General features: G+C 71.7%; 21 protein-coding genes and 1 tRNA gene. 13 read left to right on the top strand and 9 right to left on the bottom strand.

Annotated features, from left to right (window positions below; genetic code table 11):
* Positions 1-74: 74 nt before the first annotated feature.
* Positions 75-545 (bottom strand): ATP-binding protein, encoded by a 471-nt coding sequence (locus ABZ016_RS18880; protein WP_356917763.1) that lies wholly within the window; start codon positions 543-545, stop codon positions 75-77.
* 245 nt (positions 546-790) lie between these two features.
* On the opposite strand from ABZ016_RS18880, the gene ABZ016_RS18875 reads away from it, so the two are divergent.
* From ABZ016_RS18875 to ABZ016_RS18835, 9 genes are all read left to right on the top strand, one after another.
* Positions 791-1,597 carry a hypothetical protein gene (locus tag ABZ016_RS18875; protein ID WP_356917762.1) on the top strand — a complete coding sequence of 269 codons (807 nt, stop codon included), beginning with the start codon at positions 791-793 and terminating at the stop codon, positions 1,595-1,597.
* A 143-nt stretch (positions 1,598-1,740) separates the two neighbouring features.
* Positions 1,741-2,481 carry a YcnI family protein gene (locus ABZ016_RS18870; RefSeq protein WP_356917761.1) on the top strand — a complete coding sequence of 247 codons (741 nt, stop codon included), beginning with the start codon at positions 1,741-1,743 and terminating at the stop codon, positions 2,479-2,481.
* A 95-nt stretch (positions 2,482-2,576) separates the two neighbouring features.
* On the top strand, positions 2,577-3,230 hold the full coding sequence (locus ABZ016_RS18865; RefSeq protein ID WP_356917760.1) for an SCO family protein: 654 nt from the start codon (positions 2,577-2,579) through the stop codon (positions 3,228-3,230).
* Positions 3,227-3,712 carry a copper chaperone PCu(A)C gene (locus ABZ016_RS18860; protein WP_356917759.1) on the top strand — a complete coding sequence of 162 codons (486 nt, stop codon included), beginning with the start codon at positions 3,227-3,229 and terminating at the stop codon, positions 3,710-3,712. Before ABZ016_RS18865 ends, ABZ016_RS18860 begins: the two co-directional genes overlap by 4 nt.
* Positions 3,713-3,725: 13 nt before the next feature.
* The gene (locus ABZ016_RS18855) at positions 3,726-5,768 is read left to right on the top strand and encodes a copper resistance protein CopC (RefSeq protein WP_356917758.1); all 2,043 of its coding nucleotides are present in this window, start codon (positions 3,726-3,728) and stop codon (positions 5,766-5,768) included.
* A 6-nt stretch (positions 5,769-5,774) separates the two neighbouring features.
* Entirely contained in the window at positions 5,775-7,064 is a 1,290-nt protein-coding gene (gene efeB / locus ABZ016_RS18850; RefSeq protein WP_356917757.1) for an iron uptake transporter deferrochelatase/peroxidase subunit, read from the top strand.
* Positions 7,065-7,124: 60 nt separating this feature from the next.
* The gene (pheA, locus tag ABZ016_RS18845; RefSeq protein ID WP_356917756.1) at positions 7,125-8,057 is read left to right on the top strand and encodes a prephenate dehydratase; all 933 of its coding nucleotides are present in this window, start codon (positions 7,125-7,127) and stop codon (positions 8,055-8,057) included.
* Positions 8,058-8,574: 517 nt separating this feature from the next.
* Positions 8,575-9,852, top strand: a complete 1,278-nt coding sequence (gene serS, locus ABZ016_RS18840; RefSeq protein WP_356917755.1) for a serine--tRNA ligase — start codon at positions 8,575-8,577, stop codon at positions 9,850-9,852.
* The gene (locus tag ABZ016_RS18835) at positions 9,849-10,667 is read left to right on the top strand and encodes an HAD family hydrolase (protein ID WP_356917754.1); all 819 of its coding nucleotides are present in this window, start codon (positions 9,849-9,851) and stop codon (positions 10,665-10,667) included. Before serS ends, ABZ016_RS18835 begins: the two co-directional genes overlap by 4 nt.
* A gap of 19 nt (positions 10,668-10,686) precedes the next feature.
* Here ABZ016_RS18835 and ABZ016_RS18830 read toward each other — a convergent pair.
* The 6 genes from ABZ016_RS18830 to ABZ016_RS18805 form a co-directional block, all read right to left on the bottom strand.
* Positions 10,687-10,790, bottom strand: a tRNA-OTHER gene (locus tag ABZ016_RS18830).
* Between the two features lie 282 nt (positions 10,791-11,072).
* A complete protein-coding gene (locus ABZ016_RS18825) occupies positions 11,073-11,300 on the bottom strand; it encodes a hypothetical protein (RefSeq protein ID WP_356917753.1) in 228 nt (75 codons plus the stop codon).
* A gap of 100 nt (positions 11,301-11,400) precedes the next feature.
* Positions 11,401-12,120, bottom strand: coding sequence for an ABC transporter permease (locus ABZ016_RS18820; RefSeq protein WP_356917752.1), 720 nt, complete (start codon positions 12,118-12,120; stop codon positions 11,401-11,403).
* Between the two features lie 9 nt (positions 12,121-12,129).
* A complete protein-coding gene (locus ABZ016_RS18815) occupies positions 12,130-13,041 on the bottom strand; it encodes an ABC transporter ATP-binding protein (protein ID WP_356917751.1) in 912 nt (303 codons plus the stop codon).
* Positions 13,038-13,955 (bottom strand): ABC transporter permease, encoded by a 918-nt coding sequence (locus ABZ016_RS18810; protein WP_356917750.1) that lies wholly within the window; start codon positions 13,953-13,955, stop codon positions 13,038-13,040. The genes ABZ016_RS18815 and ABZ016_RS18810 overlap by 4 nt, the downstream gene beginning before the upstream one ends.
* The gene (locus ABZ016_RS18805) at positions 13,945-14,913 is read right to left on the bottom strand and encodes an ABC transporter ATP-binding protein (RefSeq protein WP_356917876.1); all 969 of its coding nucleotides are present in this window, start codon (positions 14,911-14,913) and stop codon (positions 13,945-13,947) included. Before ABZ016_RS18805 ends, ABZ016_RS18810 begins: the two co-directional genes overlap by 11 nt.
* A gap of 179 nt (positions 14,914-15,092) precedes the next feature.
* On the opposite strand from ABZ016_RS18805, the gene ABZ016_RS18800 reads away from it, so the two are divergent.
* From ABZ016_RS18800 to ABZ016_RS18785, 4 genes are all read left to right on the top strand, one after another.
* On the top strand, positions 15,093-16,850 hold the full coding sequence (locus ABZ016_RS18800) for an SDR family oxidoreductase (protein ID WP_356917749.1): 1,758 nt from the start codon (positions 15,093-15,095) through the stop codon (positions 16,848-16,850).
* A 139-nt stretch (positions 16,851-16,989) separates the two neighbouring features.
* On the top strand, positions 16,990-17,538 hold the full coding sequence (locus ABZ016_RS18795; protein ID WP_356917748.1) for an RNA 2'-phosphotransferase: 549 nt from the start codon (positions 16,990-16,992) through the stop codon (positions 17,536-17,538).
* Positions 17,539-17,621: 83 nt separating this feature from the next.
* Positions 17,622-18,524 carry an LLM class flavin-dependent oxidoreductase gene (locus ABZ016_RS18790; RefSeq protein WP_356917747.1) on the top strand — a complete coding sequence of 301 codons (903 nt, stop codon included), beginning with the start codon at positions 17,622-17,624 and terminating at the stop codon, positions 18,522-18,524.
* 106 nt (positions 18,525-18,630) lie between these two features.
* Entirely contained in the window at positions 18,631-19,524 is an 894-nt protein-coding gene (locus ABZ016_RS18785; protein WP_356917746.1) for an HAD hydrolase family protein, read from the top strand.
* Between the two features lie 9 nt (positions 19,525-19,533).
* Here the strand turns inward: ABZ016_RS18785 and ABZ016_RS18780 are convergent, their stop codons facing one another.
* Entirely contained in the window at positions 19,534-20,592 is a 1,059-nt protein-coding gene (locus ABZ016_RS18780; protein ID WP_356917745.1) for a peptidoglycan DD-metalloendopeptidase family protein, read from the bottom strand.
* Positions 20,593-20,712: 120 nt separating this feature from the next.
* Positions 20,713-24,198: a thiol reductant ABC exporter subunit CydD gene (gene cydD / locus ABZ016_RS18775; RefSeq protein ID WP_356917744.1), complete on the bottom strand. Its 3,486-nt coding sequence runs from the start codon at positions 24,196-24,198 to the stop codon at positions 20,713-20,715.
* Positions 24,199-24,214: the final 16 nt, after the last annotated feature.

Genomic DNA, 24,214 nt, shown 5'->3' with positions numbered 1-24,214 from the left:
CCGGGAGCACGGCGAAGGGGCGGTGTTTCACGTGAAACACCGCCCCCGGACCGTACGGCATCGACGCCGAGGCGCTAGACCGCCATCAGCGGCGCGGCGCCCTCGCGCCACTTGAGGACCTTGTCGAAGCTCACCACGGCACCGCCCCGCCCCGGCTTGTTGTTGATGTGGACGTGGTCGGCGAGCTCCTGAATGAGGCACAGCCCTCTGCCGTTCTCCGCGTCGGAGTGCGCGGGACGGATCTGCGGGCGGGAGCGGCCGGCGGACGCCCCGGGGAAACCCGGACCCGCGTCGGCGACCTCGATGCGGCACTTCTCGCCGTCGAGGTAGGCGGTGACGCGGTACGCCTCCGAACCAGGTCCACCGCGCGCCATGTCCCCACCGTGCTCCACGGCGTTCGCGCAGGCCTCGCTGAGGGCGACGGAGAGGTCGTAGGAGATGTCGGGGTCGACGCCCGCGGTCTCCATGGTGCCGATCAGCAGGCGCCTGGCGAGGGGCACGCTGGCCGCTTCACGCCGCAGATGGAGTGACCACCAGATGCTCATGCTCCAGCCTCCTGGCCGCGGCTCGACATACCGTTACGTATTGCCCCGAGCCCCCGCATGTAAGCGTGAAGATGACGTGACGCCGCCCATACGGCGGATGCGCACTGGTCCTGATCGGTGTATTGGGGGAAAGTGGTCGCGGAGTATGTGGGGCGGTCCGGGCCAGAGGGTGACGTTCCGGTCGTTCGGCATCTTGTGGACCTGCCGTACGGAGCCTGCGGGGCCAGTGCGATGATGAGCCCGCCATGACTGCCCCCCACGCGCCCACGACGCGCCCCGGACACTCGCTCCGGATGTTCCGGGCCGCGGTGTTCGCCGCGGTCTGCGTCGTGCTGGCCGGGGCAGGTCACGCGCTCGCCTCCTGCGACAGCATCCCGCTGTGGACGCTGGGCGCCGGGTTCCTCGGGGTGGTCGCGTTCGCGGCTCCGCTGGCCGGACGCGTGCGCTCGCTGCCGGGGATCACGGCAGCACTCGCGGCCGGCCAGACCCTGCTGCACATGCTGTTCGGACTCGGCCAGCACGGCACAGCCGCCGCCGCGTCCTCGACGCATGCGGGCACGAGCGACACTGCGCTGGTCCAGCAGGCCGCGCGGCTCGTGTGCGGCACCACGGCGGCGGCGATCAGCCCGGCGCAGGCCCACAAGATCCTCACCGACGCCCGGGTCCGGCCGGACGCGGGAGCGCACACACACATGACGGACGCCGGGGCTTCGGCCCCGCTGTGGCCGTCCCTGCCCATGCTGCTCGGCCACGTACTCGCGGCGATCGCCGCCGGCTGGCTGCTGCGCCACGGCGACCTGGCTCTGCTGCGGCTCACCGAACTGTCGGCGCAGGGCGTCACCGAAGGGGCCCTCGTGCGCTCCCTGCGGGCCGCGCTCGCCCTGGTGCGCGCCCTGCGCGCCGGTCTCCCCGGCGCGCCCGAGGCGTCTCCGCGCCCCACGCACGCCGTGCACCCCGCGCCCGAGATGCCGTGCACGGCCGCGCTCCAGCACACGGTCATCCGGCGCGGCCCGCCGGCCGCCGCAGCCACCGCACTCGCCCTCGCCGCCTGACCCGACGCGAACACCGCTCCGTCTCTCCGCGTATCTCTTCGGACGACTCGGAGGAGGGACGCCGTCGTGCGGCACGCGCGCGTGCGCGGAACCCTCTTCTCTCTCGTCCATCGAAAAACGACTCACAGCGGAGTGCCCCTTCCATGAAGGCTTCCCGTATCGCCGCGGCCGGTGCCGCCGCCGGCCTCACCGTGCTCGCCCTGTCCGCCCCCGCCTTCGCGCACGTCAGCGTGCAGCCCGAGGGACCGGCCGCCAAGGGCGGTTACGCGGTCGTCGACTTCAAGGTCCCCAACGAGCGCGACGACGCCTCGACCACCAAGCTCGAGGTCAACTTCCCCACCGACCACCCGCTGGCCTCCGTCATGCCGGAGCCGATTCCGGGCTGGAAGATCGAGGTCACCAAGTCCAAGCTGGACAAGCCGCTGGAGATGCACGGCGAGAAGATCTCCGAGGCCGTCACCAAGGTCACCTGGACCGCCGACGGCGACGGCATCGAGGCCGGCTTCTTCCAGAAGTTCCCGGTCTCCATCGGCACCCTGCCCGAGGACACCGACCAGCTGGTCTTCAAGGCCCTCCAGACGTACTCCAACAAGGAGGTCGTCCGCTGGATCGAGGTGCCGCAGAAGGGCAAGGAGGAGCCCGACAACCCGGCCCCGGTGCTGGAGCTGTCCGCCGCCTCCGAGGACGGGCACCACGGCTCCTCCGGCGACGAGGCCTCCGACGCCAAGTCGGCCCAGAACGCCTCCGCCGAGACCGCCGCCGACTCCGGCTCCTCCGACGGCACCGACACCACCGCCCGTGTCCTGGGCGTCGTCGGCATCGTGGTCGGCGCGGCCGGCGTCGCCTACGGCGTACTCGCCGGGCGTCGGCGCACCGACGCCTGAGGCTGCTTCCGCTGCACGGCGCGCACCGGGCCCCCGCCCCCGCACAGGGGGCACCCCGGTGCGCGCCGGGTCACCGACAACTGGGACATTTTTCTATGCGCACCAAGACCTTCGCCGCGGCCGCTCTGCTCGCCGCCGCCTCCCTCACCCTGACCGCCTGCGGCAGCGGCGGCGACAGCGACCAGCCCGTCGCCGTGGTGTCGGAGGAGGCCGGCAGCGACAAGGCCGCCACCGTCCTCGACCAGCCCTTCGAGAAGCCGGACCTGGTCCTCACCGACACACAGGGCAAGAAGTACGACCTCCGCAAGGAGACCCGGGGCAAGCCCACGCTGATCTACTTCGGCTACACCCACTGCCCCGACGTCTGCCCGTCGACCATGAGCAACATCGCCGTGGCCAAGAAGCAGCTGCCCAAGGCCGAACAGAACGACCTGCGCGTCGTGCTCGTCACCACCGACCCGGACCGTGACACCCCGGCCGAGCTCGGCAAGTGGCTCAAGGGCATCGACCCCCAGTTCATTGGCCTCACCGGCGACTTCTCGACCATCCAGGCCGGAGCCCGCACCCTCGGCATCGCCTTCGACCCGCCGCGCAAGGACAAGAACGGCAAGATCATCTCCGAGCACGGCACGCAGGTCATCGCGTTCTCGCCGAAGACCGACGGCGGCTATGTGCTCTACGGCGAGGACGCCACCGTCGACGACTACACCAAGGACCTGCCCAAGCTCGTCAAGGGCGAGAAGCCGTGAGGCGGCGGCTCGGCCCGGCGGCCCTCGTCCTCACCGGAGCACTGGCCCTGGCGGGCTGCGGCGGCTCGGACTCGGACTCCGGCAGTTCCGGTTCCGGTTCCGGCGGCAAGGCCGAACTCTCCGTCGGCTCCGCGTACATGCCGCAGCCGGTCTCCGACGAGATGGCGGCCGGCTTCTTCACCCTCACCAACAAGGGCGGTGCCGCCGACGAGCTGACCTCGGTCACCAGCGACGTCGCCGGGCAGGTCACCATGCACGAGACCACCGGCGGAGCCATGCGGGAGGTCAAGAGCCTGAAGGTCCCCGCCCACGGTGAACTGGTACTCAAGAGCGGCGGGAACCACCTGATGTTCGAGCAGCTGAAGCGCAAGCCGGAAGAAGGACAGACCGTCTCCGTCGAGCTGCGCTTCGCCCACTCCGGCCCCGTCAAGGTCGAGATGCCGGTGAAGTCGGCCACCTACACCCCGAAGACCGGACACTGAGGGAGGGACCACTGTGACGCAGACCATCGCCCCCCGCGTCCGGACCGTGGTGCTGCTGCTCCTGGCCGCGGCCTGCGCACTCCTCGCCGGAGCCGGACCGGCCTCGGCGCACGCCGCGGTGACCGGCAGCGACCCCGGGCAGGGGGCGGTGGTCCAGGAGGCCCCCGCCCAAATCTCGCTCACCTTCTCCGAGCAGGTCGCGCTCTCCGACGACTCGCTGCGCGTGCTCGACCCCCAGGGCAAGCGCGTCGACTCCGGCGAGCCGTCCAGCGTCAGCGGCACGACGTACGCCGTGCGGCTCCAGCCGGGTCTGCCCGACGGCACCTACACCGTCGCCTACCAGGTCGTGTCGGCGGACAGCCACCCCGTCACCGGGGCCTACACCTTCTCCATCGGCGCCCCCTCCAAGACCTCCGCGGCGGTCTCCGGGCAGGCGGCCGACGACGGCGTCGTCGGCTGGCTGTACGGCTTCGGGCGGTACGTGTCCTACGCCGGGTTCATCGTGATGGCCGGCGGCGCCGCCTTCGTGCTCGCCTGCTGGCAGCGCGGCTCCGGAGTGCGGCCGGTGCAGCGGTTCGTCGTCTCCGGGTGGCTGGCACTCACCGCCGCGACCCTCGCCCTGCTGCTCCTGCGCGGCTCCTTCACCGGCTCCGGCAAGGTCGCCGACATCTTCGACCTGTCCCTGCTCGGACAGGTGCTCCAGACCAAGACCGGTGCGGCCCTGGTCTCCCGGCTGCTGCTGCTCGCCGCGGCGGCGCTCTTCATCGCCGTGCTGTTCGGCGCGTATGACAAGCGGGAAGACGCCCAGGAGAAGCGGGACCTGACCTTCGGGCTCGCGATCGGCGGCGTCGTCGTGGCGGCCGGGCTCGCCGCGAGCTGGGCCATGTCCGAGCACGCCTCGGTCGGCCTCCAGGCGGGCATCGCCATGCCGGTCGACATCATCCATCTGCTGGCCGTCGCCGCGTGGCTCGGCGGGCTGGGCGCGCTCCTGGTCGCCCTGTACCGGGCCCCCGCGGACGCGCCCGTCGACGCGAGGGCCGTCCGCCGCTTCTCCGCCGTCGCCTTCGGCAGCGTCCTCGCCCTGATCGCGACCGGCACGTACCAGTCCTGGCGCCAGCTCGGCTCCTGGTCGGCGTTCACGGACACGCGGTACGGGCAACTGCTCCTCGCCAAGATCGCCCTCGTGGCCGTCCTGGTCGGTGTCGCGTGGCTCTCGCGGCGGTGGACGGGGCGGCTGGCGGAGACGGTGGCGGTGCCGGCCGAACGGGAGAAGGAGCGGGTCGGCGCGGGGGCCGGTGCTCCTGCCGTCAGCCGTACCGCGGCGGACACGGACACGGATGCCGGCGCTGACACGGACGCGGACACGGACGCGGGCCCTGCCCCCGCCGCTCCCGACGTCGATGCCGAAGTCGGCCACGACGGCTCCGACTCCGACTCCGACAAGCAGCCGGCCTCCGAGCCCGCCGACGCCGAGCGCGCCGCCCAGCTCGCCCGGCAGCGTGCCGCTCGCGACACCGCCCGGCAGAAGCGGCTGCGGGACGCCGACCCTGACCGCTCCGGCCTGCGCCGCTCCGTGCTGGCCGAAGCCGGCATCGCCGTCGTCCTGCTCGCCATCACCACCGTGCTGACGCAGACCGAGCCGGGACGTACGGAGCAGGAGGCCAAGGCCGCCACCTCGGCCGCCGCAGCCGCCGAAGCCGACGCGGACGCGTCCGGGGCACTGACCCTGGACATGCCCTTCGACACCGGCGGCGAGGACGGCAAGGGCGTCGTCACGATCGACCTCGACCCTGCCCGCGTGGGCGACAACGAGATGCACGTCTACGTGGAGCGGCCCAACGGCCGGGCCTTCGACATCCCCGAGGTGAAGGTCGACTTCACTCTCGAAGCCAAGGACATCGGGCCCCTGCCCGTCGTCCCCGACCACATCGCTACCGGACACTGGTCGGCGAACGGAGTGCAGATCCCCATGGCCGGCGACTGGAAGGTCGACGTGACCGTGCGGACCTCCGACATCGACGAGGTGACCGTCACCAAGAACGCTCAGATCGGCTGAACCACCATGGCTGACCAGTCCATTCCGAAGGCCCGAACCCCCGGGACCGCCGCGGGCAAGAGCGAAGCGGCCTCCGCCGAGGAGGGCATCTCCCGGCGGCGGCTGCTCGGCACCGCCGGTGCCACCGGGCTCGTGCTCGGCACGGCGGGCGCCGCCGTCGGATACGGCGCCGCCCCCTCCGAGGCCACGGCTCCGCTCACTTCACTCGGCACGGACCGGGCGATGTTTCACGGGAAACATCAGCCCGGCATCACCGACGCCCTCCAATCGCGCGGCCACCTCGTCGCCTTCGACCTGGCGGCGGGCGCCGGCCGCAAGGAGGCCGCCGCGCTGCTGCGCCGCTGGTCGGAGACGGCCCGGCGGCTGATGGCGGGCGAGCCGAGCGCGCACGACGACACCGATGTGGCCCGGGACGCCGGACCCTCGTCGCTGACCGTCACCTTCGGCTTCGGGCACAGCTTCTTCGGCAGGACGGGCCTGGAGAAACAGCGCCCGGCCGCCCTGGACCCGCTGCCCGAGTTCTCCTCCGACCACCTCGACAAGAACCGCAGCAACGGCGACCTGTGGGTGCAGATCGGCGCCAACGACGCCCTTGTCGCGTTCCACGCCCTGCGGGCCATCCAGAAGGACGCCGGCGCGGCGGCCCGGATCCGCTGGCAGATGAACGGCTTCAACCGCTCGCCGGGCGCGACCGCCCACCCCATGACGGCCCGCAACCTGATGGGCCAGATCGACGGCACCCGCAACCCGAAGCCGGCCGAATCCGACTTCGACCAGCGCATCTTCGTCCCCGCGAAGGGCGAACCGGCCTGGATGTCGAACGGCTCCTACGCCGTCGTACGCCGTATCCGCATGCTCCTCGACGACTGGGAGAAGCTCTCCCTCAAGGCGCAGGAGGACGTGATCGGACGCCGCAAGTCGGACGGGGCGGCGCTGTCCGGGGGCACCGAGACGACCGCGATGGACCTGGAGAAGACCGACTCCCAGGGCAACCCGGTCGTCCCGATCAACGCTCACGCCCGCATCACCCGGCCCGACCAGAACGGTGGCGCGGCGATGCTCCGCCGCCCGTTCTCCTTCCACGACGGCATCGACGCGGACGGGGTGCCCGACGCCGGACTGCTCTTCATCTGCTGGCAGGCCGATCCGCTCCGCGGCTTCGTGCCGGTGCAGCGCAAACTCGACCGCGGTGACGCCCTGTCGAAGTTCATCCGGCACGAGTCGAGCGGGCTGTTCGCGGTGCCGGGTGGGGCCGCGGAGGGCGAATACGTGGGGCAGAAGTTGCTGGAGGGGTGAAAGTTCATCCTTGTGGGCTTGTGGGAGATGTCGTTTCCGCGAGCCCATTAGGGTGAGGTCATGCCAGCGAGCTACGCGTATCTCGGCCCTGAGGGCACTTTCACCGAAGTCGCCCTGCGCACTCTTCCCGAGGCCGCCACCCGGGAACTCATTCCGTACGTGTCCGTCCAGTCCGCGCTCGACGCGGTACGAGCCGGCGAGGCCGAGGCCGCGTTCGTGCCGATCGAGAACTCCGTAGAGGGCGGCATCACGACCACTCTCGACGAGCTGGTCGCCGGCGCGCCCCTGATGATCTACCGCGAGGTGCTGCTGTCGATCACCTTCGCGCTGCTGGTCCGCCCGGGCACCGAGCTGTCCGACATCAAGACGGTCTCCGCGCACCCGGCCGCCCAGCCGCAGGTGCGCAACTGGCTGAAGAAGAACCTCCCCGACGCGCACTGGGAGTCGGCCGCCTCGAACGCGGACGCCGCCCGGCTGGTCCAGGAGGGCCAGTACGACGCTGCCTTCGCCGGTGAGTTCGCCGCCGCCCGCTACGGCCTTGCGGCCCTGGAGACGGGGATCCACGACGCGGAGAACGCCCAGACGCGGTTCGTGCTGGTCGGCCGGCCCGCCCGGCCCGCGGCACCGACCGGCGCGGACAAAACCTCCATCGTGCTGTGGCAGCGTGACGACCACCCGGGCGGCCTGCGCGACCTGCTGGGCGAGTTCGCCACCCGCGGCATCAACCTGATGCTGCTCCAGTCCCGGCCCACCGGTGCGGGCATCGGCAACTACTGCTTCTGCATCGACGCGGAGGGCCACATCTCCGACCGCCGGGTGGCCGAGGCACTGATGGGCCTCAAGCGGATCTGCCTCCAGGTGCGCTACCTCGGCTCCTATCCGCGCGCGGACGTACGGCCGGGGGATGTTCAGCCGCCGCGGCTGGGGACCTCCGACGAGGCGTTCGTGGAGGCGTCGGACTGGGTGGCACGGTGCCAGGACGGGCGCTTCTAGGCGGTCGTACCTGCTGATTTTCGTTGTCCACAGAAGTTTTCCACAGGTCAGCTTCTCGACCTGGGGACAAGTCGACAACACAGCATGACTCAGTCGACAAATCGCCCTACAGGGTCTTGATGGGTCATCGACACGCAGGTCGGCCTTCGTCCACCGTTTTCCCTTGTGTAACTCTTCAGGGGGACCCAATTCCACTCGAAAGTGAGGATAGGGCAGGTTTGCACTGGGAATTCTGAGGGGCAGCCCTCCCTTCCGGAGTGATCAATTCCGAAGTCCACAGATCTTCCACACAGGCTGTGGATAACTCTTCGGCAGGTGTGGATTCCTGTGGACAACTCGACCCCAAGTCCCGTTGCCCACAGGGAAGTCGAGTCAATACAGCACCCCGCGGATGCCTCGTACCGGGGAGAGGGCTGCCTTTTATTGACACTGAGAGCAATTCGCCCATAACGGTACGTAATGAGCCACCTGAATAGTGAGTCGTGAGCGGTCACCCCACACCGGTAGCCTTGACCGCGTGATTGACCTTCGCCTGCTCCGTGAGGACCCCGACCGTGTGCGCGCGTCGCAGCGCGCCCGTGGAGAGGACGTCGCGCTCGTCGACTCCCTCCTCTCTGCCGACGAGCGGCGCAGGTCGTCCGGCGTCCGCTTCGACGAGCTGCGCGCCGAGCAGAAGGCGCTCGGCAAGCTGATCCCCAAGGCGTCCGGGGGCGAGAAGGCCGAGCTGCTGAAGAAGGCGAGCCAGCTGGCCGCCGACGTCAAGGCCGCCGACGCGGAACGCGACGCGGCAGCCGCCGAGACCCAGGAGCTGCTCCAGCGGCTCGGCAACCTCGTCCACCCGGACGTGCCCGTGGGCGGCGAGGAGGACTTCGTCACGCTGGAGACGCACGGCACGATCCGCGACTTCACCACCGAGGGCTTCGAGCCCAAGGACCACCTGGAGCTCGGCCAGATCCTCGGCGCGATCGACGTCGAGCGCGGCGCCAAGGTCTCCGGCTCGCGCTTCTACTTCCTGACGGGTGTGGGCGCCCTGCTGGAGCTCGCCCTGGTGAACGCGGCGATGGCCCAGGCGACGGCGGCCGGCTTCACGCCGATGCTGACCCCGGCCCTGGTCCGCCCCCAGTCCATGGCGGGCACCGGCTTCCTCGGCCAGGCCGCCCAGGACGTCTACCACCTCGCGGCCGACGACCTGTATCTGGTCGGCACCTCCGAGGTCGCGCTGGCCGCGTACCACATGGACGAGATCCTCGACGTGGACCGCCTGCCCCTGCGCTACGCGGGCTTCTCGCCCTGCTTCCGCCGCGAGGCCGGTTCGCACGGCAAGGACACCCGGGGCATCTTCCGCGTGCACCAGTTCGACAAGGTCGAGATGTTCTCCTACGTCGCCCCGGAGGACTCGCAGGCCGAGCACCAGCGGCTGCTGGAGTGGGAGAAGCAGTGGCTGACCTCGCTCGAGCTGCCGTTCCGGGTCATCGACGTCGCCTCCGCCGACCTCGGCTCCTCGGCCTCCCGCAAGTTCGACTGTGAGGCCTGGATCCCGACCCAGGGCAAGTACCGCGAGCTGACCTCGACCTCGGACTGCACCGAGTTCCAGTCCCGCCGGCTGTCGATCCGGGTCCGTGACGGCAAGCAGGTCCGCCCGCTGGCCACGCTCAACGGCACGCTGTGCGCCGTACCGCGCACGATCGTGGCGATCCTGGAGAACCACCAGCAGCCCGACGGCTCGGTGCGCGTGCCCGAGGTGCTGCGTCCGTACCTGGGCGGCCGGGAGGTCCTGGAGCCGGTGGCCAAGTGAGCGACACGGCCCCTTCGGGCGGCTTCCCGTACAAGCTGATCGCGACCGACCTCGACGGGACGCTGCTGCGTTCCGACGAGTCGGTGTCGCCCCGGACCCGTGACGCGCTCGCCGCGGCCACCGCGGCGGGCGCCGCGCACATCGTCGTCACCGGCCGCGCGGTCCCCTGGACCCGGCACATCCTCGACGACCTCGGCTACCAGGGCCTCGCCGTCTGCGGCCAGGGCGCGCAGGTGTACGACGCCGGTGCCCACCGCCTGCTGACATCGGTGACGCTGGACCGGCAGCTGGCCGGGGTGGCACTGGCGAAGATCGAGGCGGAGGTCGGCCCGCTGTACCTGGCGGCGAGCCGCGACGGCCTGGACGGTGAGGTGCTGGTGGGCCCCGGTTACGCGGCCCACGGGGCCCTCCCCGCGACCCCGTTCACGGACGCGTCGGACCTGTGGAGCGCGCCCCTGAACAAGCTCTACATCCAGCACCCGACGCTGTCGGACGACGAGCTGTGCGAGGTGGCCACCCGGACCGCCGGTGGTTTCGTCACCGTCGTCATGGCGGGCGAGGGCATAGTCGAGCTGCTCCCCCTGGGCCTGTCCAAGGCGACGGGCCTCTCCCTGGCGGCCCGTCGGCTCAAGGTGAAGGCGGCGGACACGATCGCCTTCGGCGACATGCCCAACGACCTGCCGATGTTCGCCTGGTCCTCCTACGGTGTCGCGATGGCTGACGCTCACGAGGAGTTGAAGGCGGTGGCCGACGAGGTGACGTCCTCGAACGAGGAGGACGGCATCGCGGTGGTGCTGGAGCGGTTGCTGGGCTGAGCCTTCGGGTCTTGCGCGGCGGAGGATGCACGGATCGAACGTGCGCGGGCCTTTCGACCCGACCACGGCTGCTTCTGATCAAACGCAGGGCAAACCGGTGCCTTACCACTCGGCCAATCCTCCGGGTGGGCGGCCCACGCGATGTGCGATTCGCGTGCTCGAAGCGGCCGCCCCGGGCAGCTCCCCGTGTGGGGCGGGTTCGACGGAGGGGTGGTGGCTACTCCGGATCCCGCCGCGGGCTGCCCTGAAGGGAGCTGGACGTACTGCCGTGCATGGACATCGTCCCGCTCCTCTCCCAGAACGTGGCGCCGGGCGCTGCGCCCGGCGGTGATGACAACCACTGTGCCCGCCGGGCGAATTGGACGCCACTGATTAAATCGGCGGCCGGATCGACGGCTCGGCCCGCTACTTCCTGGGCCATCTGCGCCGCCGGACCTTGCTGAAGAACCAGCCCGCGGGCGGCTCGTCGGAGCGCCACGGCTGGGGCTCGGGCTCCTCACGGCGCCACTTCTCGGCGAGCATCCGGGCGCGGGCGGACGGCTCGGAGGTCCCGGCGGAGCGTATGAAGTCCTCGTCCAGTACGACCCCGTCGAGGTCGTCCCGGGTCTCGTCCTGAGCTCTCTCGTCCGCCATCCCCGTCCTCCCAGCCGTCCAACTCCCGTGTGATTCCCCTACATCCCGTTCGCCCAGTGTGCCCTGACAGAGGTGAAGTCTCCGTCAGGGCCGGGGCACGTCACTCCTCGCCGGCGAGGGTGAGGGAGCGCAGCTTCTGTCCGGCGAACCAGGTGGCCAGCACCGTGACGGCCACCAGCAGCACCGTCGCCGTGGTGAGACCCACGTCGGAGGAGACCAGGTCCCCGCCGGACACCTTCTGGGCCACGGCCAGCGACCACTGCTGGACGCTCAGCGTGCGGGCGCCCGGCACCAGGGAGCCGAACAGGGCCTCCCAGACCAGCGCGTAGACCAGTCCGAACACCACCGCGTGCCGGGAGACCGTGCCGAGCAGCAGGAACATGGCCGCGTACGCGATGGACGCGACCAGGGCGGCGACCGTGTAGGCGACGGCGATCTGCTGGCCGTTGCCGTTCAGGATGAACCCGGCGACGAGCGTCGGCACCGCCGAGAACACCATGGTCACCGCGATGGCCACGATGAGCTTGGTGAAGATGATCGTCGGCCGTTTGATCGGCTTGGACAGCAGGTACACCACCGAGCCGTCGTCGATCTCCGGCCCGATGGCGCCGGTCCCGGCGATGACGCCGATGAGGGGCACCATCGTCGCGAGGGCGAGGCCGCCCAGCAGGTCCGACGCCGTCTGGTCGTCCGCACCGGCCAGTCCGCGCACCGCCACGGAGATCACGATCAGCAGCAGCGGCAGGGCACCGAGGATGAGGGCCCGGCGCCGGCCGAGCAGGGCCCGGTAGGTGAGCCGGGCGACTGTGGGGTCGTACATCAGGGCCTCCTACGCCGCGACCAGGTACGAGAAGACGGACTCGAGGGACTCGTCGGACGGCGAGACCGTGAGCAGCCGGATGCCGTGGTCCCTGGCGACCTTGGGCAGCAGCGCGGTGAAGCGGCCGAAGTCGACGGCCTGGATGCGCAGGGCGCCCTCGGCGAGGTCGACCTCGATCCCGGAGGTCGACGGGTCGGCGATCAGCGCGGCCGCGAGGGCGCGGTCGTCGCTGGAGCGCACCAGGTAGCGGTGCGGACGGTCGGTCATCAGGCGGCGGATCTTGCGGAAGTCGCCGCTCGCGGCGTGCCGGCCGGCGACGACGACCTCGATGTGCCAGGCGAGTTGCTCGACCTCTTCGAGGATGTGGGACGAGAACAGCACCGTGCGGCCCTCGTCGCCCATGCGGCGCAGCAGGTCCATCAGCTGCATGCGCTGGCGCGGGTCCATGCCGTTGAAGGGTTCGTCGAGCAGGAGCAGCGACGGGTCGTGGACCAGGGCGGAGGCCATCTTCACGCGCTGGCGCATGCCCTTGGAGTACGTCTGGATCTTGCGGTCCTGCGCGTACTCCATCTCGACCGTGGCGAGCGCCTTCTGGGCCGCCTTGGCGCCGAGGCCGTGCAGCTCGGCGTTGGCGAGGACGAACTCCTTCCCGGTGAGGAAGTCGTACATCGCCTCCCGCTCGGGCACGACGCCGATGTGCTGGTAGATCTGCTCGTTGCGCCACACCGGCTGTCCGTCGAGCGTGACCGTGCCGGTGGAGGGGGCGAGGAAGCCGCCCATCATGTTGATGAGGGTGGACTTTCCGGCGCCGTTGGGGCCGAGCAGGCCGGTGACGCCGGGGCCGACGGTCATGGTGATGTCGTTGACGGCGACCACGTTGCCGAACCAGCGGGAGACGTGGTCGATGTTGAGCGTGGTCACAGTCCCACCTTCTTGTAGCGGCGCATCAGGAGGCCGTAGCTCGCCGCGATCAGGCCCAGGGCGACGAGGACGTAGACGACGCCCTCGGCGGTGCTCGGGCCCACCCCGCTGGGGGAGGCGGAGGTCGCGCCGAGGAACGCGGCCTGCACCCCGTCGACGATCGTGATCGGCGAGAACAGCCCGATCCACGGCACGGCGTCGCTGCTGCCCTGCGCGTCGGCGATGGCCTGGAGGGTGGAGACGGCGCCGTAGGTGATGGTCAGCACGGCGATCACGGCCGCGATGCCGAAGCCGCGGCGCGGGGTGAAGGACGCGATGACCAGGCCGATGCCGGCGAACAGCAGAGAGAGCAGTGCCACGGAAACCAGTCCCTGTGCGAATCCCTTGGTCTGGTCGGCGAAGTCGAGTTTGGCCAGCAGCGCGCCCACGTAGAGCACGAGCAGGGGTGCCGCGGTCAGGATGAACAGCGCCGAGGCCAGCGCCGCGAACTTGGCGCGGACGTAGTCGGCGGTCTCGATGGGACGCGAGAAGTACAGCGGTACGGTCTTGAAGCGCAGGTCGCGTGAGACGGACTGGGGTGCCTGCGAGGCGACGTAGAGGCTGATGACCGCCTGCATGACGATCGCGTTGCGCGTGTAGTCCAGCGGCAGGGAGTTGGCCTTGGTGGCGACCGCGACGGCGACGATGATGGCGGCGGGCACGCACATCACCACGAACAGCAGCATCGGCAGCACCTTGGACTTGACCGAGCGGCCGAGGCCGTAGGAGCCGCGCAGGGACTGCGAGTACAGGGAGCGGCGGGCGTAGGCGCGGCCGAGGCGGGGGCCGTCGTAGTTGCGGTAGCCGATGTTGTGGATGCGGGTCTGGTCACCCGGTGCCGGGGCGGGTGTGCCCGTGGAGTGCTCAACCGCCATGGCCGACCGCCTCCTTCCGCTGTTCGCTCTCGTCGCTGCTGGTGAAGACCTCGGCGATGTGGTGCCGGCGCTGCTCCATGCGCACCAGGCCGAGTCCGAGGTCGGCGATCACGTCCCGGACCAGGTCGTAGGTCTCCTCGCCCTGTGCGGTGAGCAGCAGGATGTGGCCGGCGCCCGGCAGGCCGCTGCCGTCCTCGACGCTCACCCCGCGCGCGTGCAGCGCGTCGCGCACCGCGCGGGTGCCGTCCGGGTGCTCGTCGGTGTCGGTGACCTCGATCGCGAGGGTCGTGGTGGTCTGGGTGAAGTCCGTGGTGGAGCTGGAGCGCAGGAGCTTGCCGCCGTCGATGACGACGACGTGGTCGCAGGTGCGCTCCAGTTCGCCCAGCAGGTGCGAGGTGACCAGGACCGAGATGCCGAAGTCGGTGTGGATCCGGCGGATCAGGCCGAGCATCTCGTCGCGGCCGACCGGGTCGAGGCCGTTGGTCGGCTCGTCCAGGAACACCAGCTGCGGGTCGTGCACGAGGGCCTGCGCGAGTTTCACGCGCTGCTTCATGCCGGTCGAGTAGCCGCCGATGGGGCGGTAGCGCTCCTCGTACAGGCCGACGTGGCGCAGGGTGTCGGCCGTGCGCTCGCGCGCGGCGGTGGGCGGCAAGCCGGACATGCGCGCCATGTGGACGACGAACTCGGTGGCCGAGACGTCCGGCGGCAGGCAGTCGTGCTCGGGCATGTAGCCGACCCGCTCGCGGATGTCGGCGCCCTTGGTGGCGACATCGAGTCCGAGCACTGCGGCGCGGCCCTCGGTGGCGGGGGACAGACCCAGCAGGATCTTGATCAGTGTGGACTTGCCGGCCCCGTTGGCTCCGACGAGTCCGGTCACACCGGGCCCGACGTCCACGGAGAGCCGGTCAAGCGCGGTCACCCTGGGGAACCGCTTGCTCAGGCTTTCGGTCGCGATCACAGTCACGCTTCGACGGTAGGGGCCGTGCACGTGGCGGTCGTCACTCCGCAGAGCTGTCTTCGTATCAGCCTGGAGTAGTACGGGCCCTTAGGGGAGCTGGTTCTCTGGAGTTACCACGGCCGTGGCGGCCCCGAGGACGCCCTATTGACGACTTCTCTAACAACTGCCAGATTCGCCGGATGACGTTGCTCAGGGGGGCGCGGGAGCGCCGGGTGCGGACCGGTGAAGTCGAATTGTGCGTGGCCGAGTTGGGGGACCCTCGTCGGCCGACGGTCGTGCTCGTGCACGGCTACCCCGACAGCAAGGAGGTGTGGTCCGAGGTGGCCGCGCGGCTCGCCGGGCACTTCCACGTGGTGGCGTACGACGTCCGCGGTCACGGCCGGTCGACGGCACCGCGGCCGCTGCGGGGCGGGTTCACGCTGGAGAAGCTGACGGACGACTTCCTGGCCGTCGCCGACGCCGTCAGCCCGGACCGGCCGGTGCACCTGGTCGGGCACGACTGGGGCTCGGTGCAGGCCTGGGAGTTCACCACCGCACAGCGCACCGAGGGCCGCGTCGCCTCCTTCACGTCGATGTCCGGGCCGTCCCTCGACCACTTCGGCCACTGGATCGACAGCCGCCTGAAACGGCCCACCCCGCGCCGCGTCGGCCAGCTCCTCGGGCAGGGCGCGCGGTCCTGGTACGTGTACCTGCTGCACACGCCCGTGCTGCCCGAGCTCGCCTGGCGCGGCCCGCTCGGCAGGCGCTGGCCGAGGATGCTGGAGCGCCTCGAGAAGGTGCCGGGCGACGGCTACCCGACCTCGTCACTGCCCTCGGACGCGGCGCACGGGGCCTGGCTGTACCGGGACAACGTCCGGCCCCGGCTGCGCCGGCCGCGCCCGGACGCGCACGCCCACGCGCCCGTGCAGATCGTCACACCCCTCCAGGACCGTTTCCTTTCGGAGCGGCTCGACGAGGGACTGGAGCAGTGGGTGCCCCACCTGATCCGGCGGACCCTTCCGGCCGGGCACTGGATCCCTCGCACCCGTCCCGACCAGCTGGGGCACTGGATCACCGAGTTCGTGACATCGATCGAGGAGGGGCGGGCTCCGGTCGCGGCGAGCGGCAGGCACGCCGAGCGGTTCGGCGGACAGCTCGTGCTGGTCACCGGGGCCGGCAGCGGCATCGGACGGGCGACGGCGCTCGCGTTCGCCCAGGCCGGAGCGCGTGTGGTGGCCGTCGACCGCGACGCCGAGGCGGCGGTCCGCACCGCCGAGTCCGCCCGCCGGGCGGGTGCCCCCGCGGCCTGGGCCGAGACGGCCGACGTCTCCGACGAGAAGGCCATGGAGAAGCTCGCCGAGAAGGTCGGCAGCGAGTACGGCGTGGTGGACGTCCTCGTGAACAACGCCGGGATCGGACTGTCCGGTTCCTTCTTCGACACCACGGCCGAGGACTGGCAGAAGGTCCTCGACGTCAATCTGTGGGGCGTGATCCACGGCTGCCGGCTCTTCGGGCAGCGGATGGCCGAGCGCGGGCAGGGCGGCCACATCGTCAACGTGGCGTCGGCGGCGGCGTACCAGCCGTCCCGGGCGCTGCCCGCCTACAGCACCTCCAAGGCGGCCGTGCTGATGCTCAGCGAGTGCCTGCGTGCGGAGCTCGCCGGGCAGGGCATCGGTGTGACGGCGGTGTGCCCGGGCATCGTCAACACCGCCATCACGTCCACGGCGCACTTCGCCGGGGTCGACGCCGGTGAGGAGAAGCGGCGCCGGCAGCGCGCCGCCCGCCTGTACGGGCTGCGGAACTATCCTCCGGAGAAGGTCGCGGGGGCGATCCTGCGGGCGGTGGCACGCAACGAGGCGGTGGTGCCGGTGACCCCGGAAGCGCGGAGTGCGCGGGTGCTGGCCCGCTTCGCACCGGGGGTGGTGCGGGGCATCGCGCGGCTGAAGCCGCCGCTGTGACGGCCCAATGCCCGTGCGTTGAAGGCCAGTTGTCCACAGAATCGCGAATTCCCCTGTGGATAACACCACTTGGTTGTGGATCAAACCTCTGCGGTGAAACTCGATCGCGTGATTCACGTCTCTCCCGCACCCTGGTGAGATGGACGAGAGACGCACCGTCAAGGTGTCGAAGTACCTTTCGAAGCATCTGCGTCACCAGCCGGAACGGATCGGTCTGACCCTCGACGAAGGCGGCTGGGTCGAGATCGACGCACAGATCGGAGCGGCCGCCACGCACGGCTTCCGGTTCACCCGCGACGAACTGGACCATGTCGTCGCCACCAACGACAAGCGGCGATTCGCCGTCGAGGGCACCCGGATCCGCGCCAGCCAGGGCCACAGCGTCGAGGTCGACCTGGGCCTGGCGCCGGCCACCCCGCCCGCGCACCTCTACCACGGCACCGTCGCCCGCCACCTGGACGCGATCCGGGCCGAGGGGCTCAGACCGATGGACCGGCATGCCGTGCACCTCTCACCCGACCGGGAGACGGCGACCCGCGTCGGCGCCCGCCGCGGGCGGCCGATCGTGCTGACGGTGGACGCGGCCGCCATGCATGGGGACGGCCATGTCTTCCACATGAGCGCGAACGGCGTGTGGCTGACCCAGGCCGTGCCGCCGCGGTATCTGAGCCTTCCCGGACCGCACTGACCCGCTGCGCGCGACCCGCGACTCACGGTGAGTGTTTCACGTGAAACACGGGTGACCGGCGGGGCTCCCTTACGCTCGATGTCATGAGTCTGCGTCTGAGCACCGTGATCCTTCCCTACCGCCGTTGGCACGAAGGCGGCCGTACGGCCTGGACGCGTGCCGAGCAGCTCGGCTTCCACACCGCGTACACCTACGACCATCTGTCCTGGCGTACCTTCCGGGACGGCCCGTGGTTCGGCGCCGTGCCGACGCTGACCGCCGCCGCGGCCATCACCGACCGGCTGCGGCTGGGCACGCTGGTGACCTCGCCGAACTTCCGGCACCCGGTGACCCTCGCCAAGGAACTGATCTCCCTCGACGACATCTCCGGTGGACGGGTCACGCTGGGCATAGGCGCGGGCGGCACCGGCTTCGACGCCACCGCGCTCGGCCAGGAGCCGTGGACGCCGCGCGAGCGGGCCGACCGCTTCGCGGAGTTCGTCCCGCTGCTCGACCGGCTGCTCAGCGAGGACACCGTGTCGTACGAGGGCGACTTCTACTCGGCGCACGAGGCACGGAACATCCCCGGCTGTGTGCAGCGCCCCAGGCTGCCGTTCGCGGTGGCCGCGACCGGACCGCGCGGGCTGCGGCTGGCCGCCCGGCACGGGCAGGCATGGGTGACCACCGGCGACCCCAAGCTGTTCGAGAACGGCACCCCTGAACAGTCGGTTCAGGCCATTCGCGGGCAGGCGGAGCGGCTCGCCGACATCTGCGCCGAGGTCGGCCGGGACCTGACCGGCCTCGACAAGGTCCTGCTCACCGGATTCACCCCGGACCGCAGCACCCCGCTCCAGTCCCTGGACGCCTTCGTCGACTTCGCCGGGCGGCACGCGGAGCTGGGTTTCACGGAGATCGTGGTCCACTGGCCCATTCCCGACTCGAACTTCGCGGCGGACGAGAAGATCTTCGAGCAGATCGCCATGGAGGCCCCGGCGCAACTGCGCTGAGGCCCCTACGGGCTGCTCCCCCGGGAGAGCCCAGGAGACTCCAGGTGAGGGCGGTGAGGGCGGTATCCACTCACCTGTGCGGACTCCCGCACGGCCGTGCACGCATATGCGGGACAATGGCCGGGTGACCTCAGCGACCCGAGAGCCCGAGACCGCGGCCGAGACCCTCCCGCCGCGGCTGATCGCCACCGACCTCGACGGAACCCTGCTGCGGGACGACAAGTCGGTGTCCCCGCGCACGGTCGCCGCGCTGGCCGCCGCCGAGGAGGCGGGCATCGAGGTCTTCTTCGTCACGGGTCGCCCGGCCCGCTGGATGGATGTCGTCAGCGACCACGTCCACGGCCACGGCCTGGCGATCTGCGGCAACGGCGCTGCCGTGGTCGACCTGCACGGCGGCCCCGGCGCCCACCGGTTCGTCAAGGTGCGCGAGCTGGCCCGGGAGAATGCCCTGGACGCCGTACGGATGCTGCGCGAGGCGGCGCCGGGCACGGTGTACGCGGTGGAGCAGACGTACGGCTTCTACCAGGAACCGGCCTATCCGAAGCTGCACATGGAAATCCCCGACAGTCTCGCTCCGGCCGAGGAACTGCTGTCCGGAGACCACCCGGCGGCCGGCGAGCCGGTGCTGAAGATCCTCGCCTACCACCCCGACCTGGACCCCGACGCCTTCCTGACCCTGGCCCGGCTCGCCATCGGCGACCGCGCCGGCGTGACCCGCTCCAGCCCGAGCGCGTTGCTGGAGATCAGCGGTCCAGGGGTGTCCAAGGCCAGCACGCTCGCCCTGTGCTGTGCCGAGCGCGGCATCTCGCACGAGCAGGTCGTCGCCTTCGGCGACATGCCGAACGACGTCGAGATGCTGACCTGGGCGGGCCGGTCGTACGCGATGGGCAACGCCCACCCGGACGTGATCGCCGCGGCCTCGGGACGGACGGTCGCGAACAACGAGGACGGCGTGGCGGTCGTGATCGAGCGGCTGCTGAGTGAGGTGCGCCGGCCATAGCGCAGCGGCTCAGAGCGACACCCTCCGCTCCTTCAGCCACGCCACCGGGTTCACCGCCGAGCCCATCTCCGGGGTGACCCGGGTCTCGAAGTGCAGGTGCGGGCCGGTGGAGTTGCCGGTGGTGCCCGACTGGCCGATCCACTGGCCGGGGCTGACGTGCTCCCCCTGCTCGACCGCGACGGACGCGAGATGGGCGTACTGCGTGTAGTAGCCGCCCGCGTGCTCGATCACGATCTCGATGCCGAAGGCACCGCCGCAGGACACCCTCTCCACCCGGCCCTCGCCCACGGCCCGCACCGGTGTGCCGATCGGCACCGCGAAGTCCTGCCCGGTGTGCCGGCTCGCCCAGCGCGAACCCCCGCTGCCGTACGACGCGGACAGCTCGTACGTCTCCACCGGCGCGACCCACGCGGTGGTGAACCCCGTCCTCGGCTGGTCCAGCCGGACGGCCCCTCGGCAGGCCCCGGCGGCGACCGAGGCGTCCGCCCGCCCCTGGAGCCGTGTGCGGGCCGTTTCGAGTTTCCGCTCGATGCCCGCCTTCAGCCGGGCGAGCTGGGTGTTCCGCTGGTCCAGCGCCTGCCACAGGGTCGAAGCCTCGGCCTCGGCCGCGGCGAGCCGTGTCTCGGCGCGGCGGCTCTTGGCGATCGCGTTGGTCACCGCGAGGTCCGCCTGCGAGAAGGCGTGCTGACCGCGCATCAGTTCCTCGGGGCTGTCGGCGAGGATCATCTGCGCGGCCACCGGCAGCCCACCGTTGCCGCGGTACTGGGCTCGGGCGATCCGGCCCAGGTCCTCGTGCAGGCCGGCGATGTGCCGCCGCCGGCGATCCAGCAGCTTCTCCGCTCGCTGGGCCCGGGCCCGTTGCTTCTCCGCCGCCTTGCGCCCCGCCTCGTACTGCTGCGTCGCGACCGCCGCCTCCTCGTACAGCCGCACCACCTCGGAGCTGAGGCCCGAGTCCCCGGTCCCGCCGCTCGCGGGCTGCCGGTCCGCCGCGGTGGGCCGGGCCGCCAGGACGGCCACGGCGCACAGCAGAGCGGGAACGAGCAGCCGGTGACGGCGATATGAGCGCATGTCAGTGATCGTCGCCCGGCGTCGGCCACCCGGTCCTGTTCACGTCGTACGGCTGGGGGACCCGGGTGCCCCGAATGGATCAGCAGGCGTGAGCCCGCCTCGCGGCGGGACCGCAGTCCGCTACCGCGCTCCCGCCAGTTCCTCCGACGCCGCCTCCCGCGCCGCCATCTCCCGCAGCGGCCCCTCCACCGCCACCAGCTCCGCGTACGCCCCGCGCTGCGCCACCCGCCCCTGGTCCAGCACGATCACCTCGTCCACCGCGTCCAGACCCGCCAGGCGGTGCGTGATGAGCAGTGTCGTACGGCCCTCGGTGGCGGCCAGCAGGTCGGTGGTGAGCGCGTCGGCGGTCGGCAGGTCGAGGTGCTCGGCGGGCTCGTCGAGCACCAGGACGGGGAAGTCGGCGAGCAGCGCGCGGGCCAGCGCCAGCCGCTGCCGCTGCCCTCCGGACAGCCGCGCCCCGTGCTCGCCGACGAGCGTGTCGAGCCCGTCGGGCAGGCTGTCGGCCCAGTCCAGCAGCCGGGCCCGGCCGAGCGCGGCGCGCAGTGCGTCCTCGGTGGCGTCCTTCTTGGCGAGCAGCAGGTTCTCGCGCAGCGAGCTGTCGAAGAGGTGCGCGTCCTGCGCGCACAGCCCGACGAGCCGCCGTACGTCGTCGCCGTGCAGCGCGTACGCGTCCACCCCGGCCAGCGTGTACGACCCCGCGTCCGTGTCGAGGAAGCGCAGCAGCACCTGCGCCAGCGTCGTCTTGCCGGAGCCGGAGGGCCCGACCACGGCGATCCGGCGGCCCTCCTCGAGGGTCAGGTCCAGCCCGGCGAGCGCGTCCCGGTCCTGCCCGGCGTACCGGGCGGCCAGCCCCTTGAGCGCCACGGGGAACGGCGAGGCGGGCGCCTGCCGGGGCCGCTCCGGCTCCCGCACGGGCTCCGGGGCGTCCAGCACCTCGTACACCCGCTCGGCGCTCCGGCGCACCCGCTGCCGGTACTGCACGGCGAGCGGCAGCCCGAGCACGGCCTCGAAGGCGGCCAGCGGGGTGAGGACGACGACGGCCAGGGCCACACCGTCCAGCCGTCCGGCGGCGACGGCCTGCGCGCCGACCAGGGCGGCGGCGGTGACGGTCAGGCCGGAGATCAGCGCGGTGAGCCCGTCGCCGAGTGCCGTGGCGGTGGCCGCCCGCGAGGCGATGCGGGTGAGCGTCCCGTCGGCCTCACGTGCCTGGGCGGTCCGCGCCGGCAGGGCGCCGGCGACGGTCAGTTCCGCGGTGCCGGTGAGCAGATCGGCCACCCGCGTCGCGAGCGCTCCGCGGGCCGGCGCCAGCCGGTGTTCGGCGCGGCGGGCGACGGCACCGGTGACCAGGGGCACACCCAGGCCTGCCGCCAGCAGTCCGGCGGCGAGCACGGCACCGGCCTCCGGCAGCAGCCACGCCGTGAATCCGACGGAGGCGGCCGACACGACGACCGCCGCCCCGGCCGGCAGCAGCCACCGCAGCCAGTAGTCCTGCAACGCGTCCACGTCCGCGACCAGCCGGGAGAGCAGATCGCCCCGGCGGGCCCGGCGCAGACCGGCGGGCGCCAGCCGCTCCAGCCTGCGGAACACCGCGACCCGGGTGTCCGCCAGCATCCGCAGCACGGCGTCGTGCGAGACGAGCCGCTCGGCGTACCGGAACACGGCCCGCCCGATACCGAAGGCCCGCGTGGCCGTCACGGCCATCATCAGATACAGCACGGGCGGCTGCTGCGAGGCCCGGGAGATCAGCCACCCGGACGTCGCCATGAGCCCGACGGCACTCCCGAGCGCGAGGGCGCCGAGCAGCAACGCGAGCCCCAGCCGCCCGCGCCGCGGACCCGACATGGCTCGGACCCGGGCGAGAACGCCGCCCGAAGCGGGCTGCTCGGGAGACTCGGCCGGGGCGGGCGGTCCGGCCTCGGCCGACCGCGCCCCGCTCCCCCGCACGGCAGGACGCGCCGCGGGCACGGCGGTGAGCCGGGGCTCCGCCAGCCGCACCACCCGGTCCGCCACGCCCAGCAGCGCCGGCCGGTGCACCACCAGCAGCACCGTCCGGCCGGCCGCCAGCCGCCGCACCGCTGCCACGACCTCAGCCTCGGTGGCCCCGTCCAGCGCGGCCGTCGGCTCGTCGAGCAGCAGCACCGGCCGGTCCGCGAGGAACGCCCGGGCCAGCGCGAGCCGCTGCCGCTGCCCGGCGGACAGCCCGGTGCCGTCCTCGCCGAGCACGGTGTCCAGACCCTCGGGCAGGGCGTCCACGAATTCCAGCGCCCCCGCGTCCCGCAACGCCCGGCGTACGGCGTCGTCGTCGGCGTCGGGCCGCGCCAGCCGTACGTTCTCGGCGATCGTCCCGGCGTACAGGTGGGGCCGCTGGGGCACCCACGCGACCTGGGAACGCCACTGCTCCAGGTCGGCGTCGGCGAGGTCGACCTCCCCGACCCGCACCCGTCCCTCGGCCGGTGGCACGAACCCGAGCAGGACCTGCAGCAGCGTCGACTTGCCAGCCCCGCTCGGCCCGACCAGCGCGACCGTCTCCCCGGGGGCCACGGTGAAGGACACGTCCCGCACGGCGTCCGCGGACCGCCCCGGGTACCGGACGGTCATGCCCTCGAAGGACACCGCCCCCGCCGGCACGGCCCGCGAACCGGACACCGGCTCGGGCGTCTCCAGGACGCCGAAGATCTCCTCGGCGGCGGCGAGCCCCTCCGCCGCCGCGTGGTACTGCGCCCCGACCTGCCGCAACGGCAGATACGCCTCCGGTGCCAGGATCAGGATGACCAGGCCGATGTACAGGTCCATCTCGCCGTGCACCAGCCGCATGCCGATCGTCACGGCGACCAGCGCCACCGAGATCGTCGCGAGCAGTTCCAGCGCGAAGGACGAGATGAAGGCGATCCGCAGCGTGCGCATGGTCGCCCGCCGGTACTCTCCGGTGATCCGCCGGATCGACTCGGCCTGCGCCTTGGCACGCCCGAAGACCTTCAGCGTCGGCAGTCCCGCGACGACGTCCAGGAAGTGACCCGAGAGCCGGGAGAGCAGCCGCCACTGCCGGTCCATCCGGGACTGGGTGGCCCAGCCGATCAGCACCATGAAGACCGGGATGAGCGGCAGGGTGCCGACGATGATGGCCGCGGAGACCCAGTCCTCGGTGACGATCCGCGCCAGCACCGCGACCGGCACGACCACCGCAAGGCCCAGCTGCGGCAGATAGCGCGAGAAGTAGTCGTCGAGGGCATCGACCCCCCGGGTGGCCAGGGCGACCAGGGAACCGGTCCGCTGGCCGCTCAGCCACCCGGGCCCCAGCCGCACGGAACGCTCCAGCAGCCGCCCCCGCAGCTCGGACTTCACCGCTGCGCTCGCCCGGTGCGCGGCGAGCTCGGTGAGCCAGCCGACCAGCGCCCGCCCGAGGGCGACGGCGGCCAGCAGCAGCAGGGGAGTGCCGAGCTCGGCCACCGCCATGCGGTGCTGGAACGCACCGACCACCACCTCGGCGATGAGCATCGCCTGCGCGATGACCAGTCCCGCTCCGACGGCACCCAGGGCGACGACCGCCGCCAGGAAGCCCCGGGTGGCACGGGCGTACCGGAGCAGACGCGGATCGATTGGTTTCACGTGAAACACACCTCAG

Source organism: Streptomyces sp. NPDC006372 (genome assembly GCF_040612515.1).
GTDB lineage: Bacteria > Actinomycetota > Actinomycetes > Streptomycetales > Streptomycetaceae > Streptomyces.
This window is presented reverse-complemented; position numbering and strand designations above follow the sequence as displayed.